The organism is Bradyrhizobium sp. (genome assembly GCF_050014615.1).
Lineage (GTDB): Bacteria > Pseudomonadota > Alphaproteobacteria > Rhizobiales > Xanthobacteraceae > Bradyrhizobium.
The window spans coordinates 1-4,276 of record NZ_JBEKCZ010000309.1; the positions used below are offsets into that span (position 1 = coordinate 1).

Genomic DNA, 4,276 nt, shown 5'->3' on the forward strand with positions numbered 1-4,276 from the left:
AACACCACGCCCAACGATTACCGGGTCAACAAGCAGTTGCAGATGATGAAGTTCAACGGCGAGCGCTGGGAATTGTTCGGTCCCATCATCGAGGATACCGGCGCCGCCGGCTGAACGGATCGGCACCTTGGAGCGTCCGCCATCGGCGGGCGCTTCGCCGCGATTTCTACGTCTGCCGGTAGGGTTAAGAGTGCCTGAACCCGTTGTTTATGAGGCACTTGTGAGCCCGTCGCGGCGTCAGCATTAATCATCGCTTAACGCGGCTTTAAATCCCGCTCGCTAGTGTGCCGCGCATCGGGTGGTGGGCGCGTTCGCGTATGGCGTGGGGACGAAAAAACAGCGGCGGACGCAAGGAGCCGCAATTCGGGCTTGCGGCTGCGCTGAGCGAGTTGCGTCTCAGTCCGCAGGACCGCATCTCGGTCGCTGACGACAAGCCCAAAAAATCCTCCAGCAAGTCCCCCAATAAATCCGCCAGGCGCAAGACTGACGATTCCGGCGATGAGCCGCCGCGCGAGCGCAAGCCGCCGGCCGGCCGCGGCGGAGCCAAGCGCAGATCGAAATCACGCGCCGGGTTCAGTATCTCGCGTCTGTTCTATTGGGGCGCGGTGCTCGGGCTGTGGGCGACGATCGCGGTGGTCGGCGTCATGGTCTGGGTCGGCGCGCATCTGCCGGCGATCCAGTCCCTCGAAATTCCAAAACGGCCGCCGATGATCCAGATCGTCGGCCTCGACGGCAGCGTGCTGGCCACGCGCGGCGAAATGGCCGGCGCCAATGTCGCGCTGAAGGATCTGCCGCCCTATTTGCCCAAGGCTTTCATCGCGATCGAGGACCGCCGGTTCTATTCGCATTACGGTGTCGATCCCTTAGGCATCGCCCGCGCGGCGGTGACCAACATTCTGCATCACGGTGTGTCGCAGGGCGGCTCGACGCTGACCCAGCAGCTCGCCAAGAACCTGTTTTTGACACAGGAGCGCACGTTCCAGCGCAAATTGCAGGAAGTCGAACTGGCACTGTGGCTGGAGCGCAAGCATTCCAAGGCCGAGATTCTCGAACTCTACCTCAACCGGGTCTATTTCGGTTCCGGCGCCTATGGCGTCGAGGCCGCCGCCCAACGCTATTTCGGCAAGTCGGCCAAGAACGTCACGATCGCGGAAGCCGCGATGCTCGCCGGCCTGGTCAAATCGCCGTCGCGGCTGGCGCCGAATCGCAATCCTGAGGGCGCCGAACAGCGTGCCCAGCTCGTGCTGGCCGCGATGGCGGATGCCAAATTCATCACCGAGGCGCAGGCGCAGGCCTCGATCGGGCATCCCTCCTATAATGTGAAGCCCGCGGGCGCCGGCACGGTCAATTATGTGGCGGACTGGATCGGCGAGGTGCTCGACGATCTGATCGGGCAGATCGACCAGAACGTCGTGGTCGAAACCTCGATCGATCCGAAACTGCAGAGCATCGCCGAAGCCTCCGTGATCGACGAACTCGCGGCCAAGAGCGTCAAATTCAATGTCAGCCAGGGCGCGCTGGTGGCGATGACGCCGGATGGCGCCGTGCGCGCCATGGTCGGCGGCCGCAACTATGCCGAAAGCCAGTACAACCGCGCGGTGACCGCCAAGCGCCAGCCGGGTTCGGCCTTCAAGCCCTTCGTCTATCTCACCGCGATCGAGGCCGGCCTGACGCCGGAGACAATTCGGCAGGACGCGCCGCTCGACGTCAAGGGATGGAAGCCCGAGAATTACAGCCATGAATATTTCGGCGCGGTGACATTAACGCAGGCGCTGGCGATGTCGCTCAATACGGTCGCGGTGCGGCTCGGGCTCGAAGTGGGACCGAAGAATGTGGTGCGCACGGCGCACCGGCTCGGCATTTCTTCCAAGCTCGACGCCAATGCCTCGATCGCGCTCGGCACCTCGGAAGTCTCGGTGATCGAACTGGTCGGCGCCTATGCGCCGTTTGCCAATGGCGGCCTTGGCATTTCCCCGCATGTCGTGACCAGAATCCGCACCGCGGAGGGCAAGGTGCTGTATGCGCGGTCCGCCGATCAGTTGGGCCAGGTGATCGAACCGCGCAATGTCGCGGCCATGAACACCATGATGCAGGAAACCCTGCTCAGCGGCACCGCGCACAAGGCGGAACTGCCGGGCTGGATGGCCGCCGGCAAAACCGGCACCAGCCAGGATTTCCGTGACGCCTGGTTCATCGGCTACACCGCGAACCTCGTGACCGGTGTCTGGCTCGGCAATGACGACAATTCGCCGACCAGGAAGGCCACCGGCGGCGGATTACCCGTGGAGATCTGGACCCGATTCATGAAGGCCGCCCATCAGGGCATCGCCCCGGTGCCGCTGCCGGTGCCGGCTTCGCAATCGGGTGGCTTGCTGGCGAACCTTGTGCAAGCCGTCGCACCGGCCAGCGCGCCGCCGGCGAGCGTGCCGATGGTCAATACACCGGTGGTCAACGCGCCGGTCGCGGCCAGCGCCGCGGTCAGGCCGGCGCCGACCCGCGCCTCGGTTCGGCCCGAGGCGGCTGGTGGACTCGACGGCTGGCTGGTGGATCGGCTGTTCGGGCGGTAGGCTTTCGTTGCGCGCCATCTGTTCATAAGACCCTGTCCACCTGCGCAACGAAATCACCGAAGCGCGTCCTCCGGGCGCCGGGATTCGATTGGCAATCCGATTTTTGCCGATTTTTGAACGGAACGCGGTCGCGACACCCTGGGGAAGTGGCGCGACCGTGGGTCCGCGTTATTCGGCAGGATGGGTGACGATCGACGGCTGGCTGACCGTATCGCGCGCCAGTACCATCAGGAGGACGAGGAAGATCACCTCCATGATGACGAAGAAGCCAAAGGCTCCCATGAACGATCCGCCGCTGGCGTTGATGATGGCGCCCATTAGCCAAGGTGCGATGAAGGCTGAGAACAGGCCGAACACCTCGGCATAGCCGATCGCCGCTGGGGCCAGCGCATCGGAGTACTTTTCGCTGAGCAGAGCAAAGATCGCCCCGCCGCCGAGTACCGCGAGCCCGCTCAGGGCGGCAAACAGCACAAGTACCCCGAACGGCATTGGCGTGATCGTGGTCCACAGGAACATCAGCGCAGTACCGAGCGCCAATAGCGCGGTGAACTTGATCATGAACGGTTTGCCGTAACGGTCGGACATGTAGCCGCCGATCACCAGGAACACGACTTGCGACAATCCCATCACCGTGCCGATGATGGCGCCGGCCGCCGGCGGCATGTGCTGCACGGTAATGAAGGCCGGTACCACCCATGTGGCGGTGCCTGCGAGTGCTGTGGTGCAGGCCATGATGCCCAGGCCGCCGACCGCGATCCATTTCTGGCGGAAGATCTCGGCGACGGGCAACGACTGTTGCGCCGCCTCGTTCCCCCAGCTGAAGTTGGCGATGCCGAGTTCCGCCGGCCCGTTGCGGACCACAAGGCCGTCGAGCGCGGCGACCACGAGGGTGCCGATTGCAAGCACCGCGAAGAAGACGCGCCAGTTGGTGGCGAGCGTCAGCGGGATGCCGAGTGCAAAGTCCATCGTGATCGCGAGGCTGTAGGCCGCGAGGATCATGCCGACGACCGCACCGCGGCGGCTGTGAGGAAACCAGCCGAAGATCAGCTTCATGTTGCCGATGAAAATACCGGCGTCGAAGAAGCCGATGATGAGCCTCAGCGTGATAAGCTGGGCATAACTCTCCACGAAGACCTGCGCCACCATGCCGATGCCGGTGCCGGCGAGCCCGATCAGCAGCATGCGACGCGCCGACATGGTGCGGCTGACAGGAGACCAGGCCACCATGCCGATGCCGTAGGTGAGGGCGAAGATGCCCTGGGCCAGACCGGCCTCGGCGGGATTGAGCTTGAGGGTTTCGGACACGAACGGAAGCACGGCCGCAAACGCATACCAGTCTGCGGCCAGGAAAATTTCACACAGGATGGCCAGCGCCAGCATCCATTTCTGCCAGCTTGCGATCCTATGTCGGTCGGTTTCGGCAACGTTGATCCAGGTCATGGTCGGTCCTCTTTTTTGGGGAATGTCTGCGGGCAGGGAAATGGGCGTCAGGCCGGCGGCGGCAGGAAATTGACCTCGTGTTCGGCGGCGATGCGAACCACCTCTGCCGGATCCGGGAGGTCGTGGATGCGTTCGAACAGTTGCTTCAGCGACCGCGTCGGTGCCACCCAGAACAGGCTGGTGGCGGTCTCGCCGGACTTGTTGAAGATGCCGTGCGGGAGCCCTTTGGGCATGCGGACAAGGTCGCCGGCCTCCGCCGTGAAATCCTT

At 63.8% G+C, this 4,276-nt stretch carries 2 protein-coding genes and 1 pseudogene; 1 reads left to right on the forward strand and 2 read right to left on the reverse strand.

The features are described from left to right. The first annotated feature begins 317 nt into the window (after window positions 1–317). A complete protein-coding gene (locus ABR948_RS28620) occupies window positions 318–2,567 on the forward strand; it encodes a transglycosylase domain-containing protein (protein ID WP_428124524.1) in 2,250 nt (749 codons plus the stop codon). Window positions 2,568–2,735: 168 nt separating this feature from the next. On the opposite strand, the gene ABR948_RS28625 is transcribed toward ABR948_RS28620, so the two are convergent. Together ABR948_RS28625 and ABR948_RS28630 are read right to left on the reverse strand one after the other, a co-directional pair. Continuing rightward, entirely contained in the window at window positions 2,736–4,007 is a 1,272-nt protein-coding gene (locus tag ABR948_RS28625) for an MFS transporter (protein ID WP_428124526.1), read from the reverse strand. A 47-nt stretch (window positions 4,008–4,054) separates the two neighbouring features. Beyond that, window positions 4,055–4,276: pseudogene (locus tag ABR948_RS28630) on the reverse strand (cupin domain-containing protein); the annotation flags it as partial.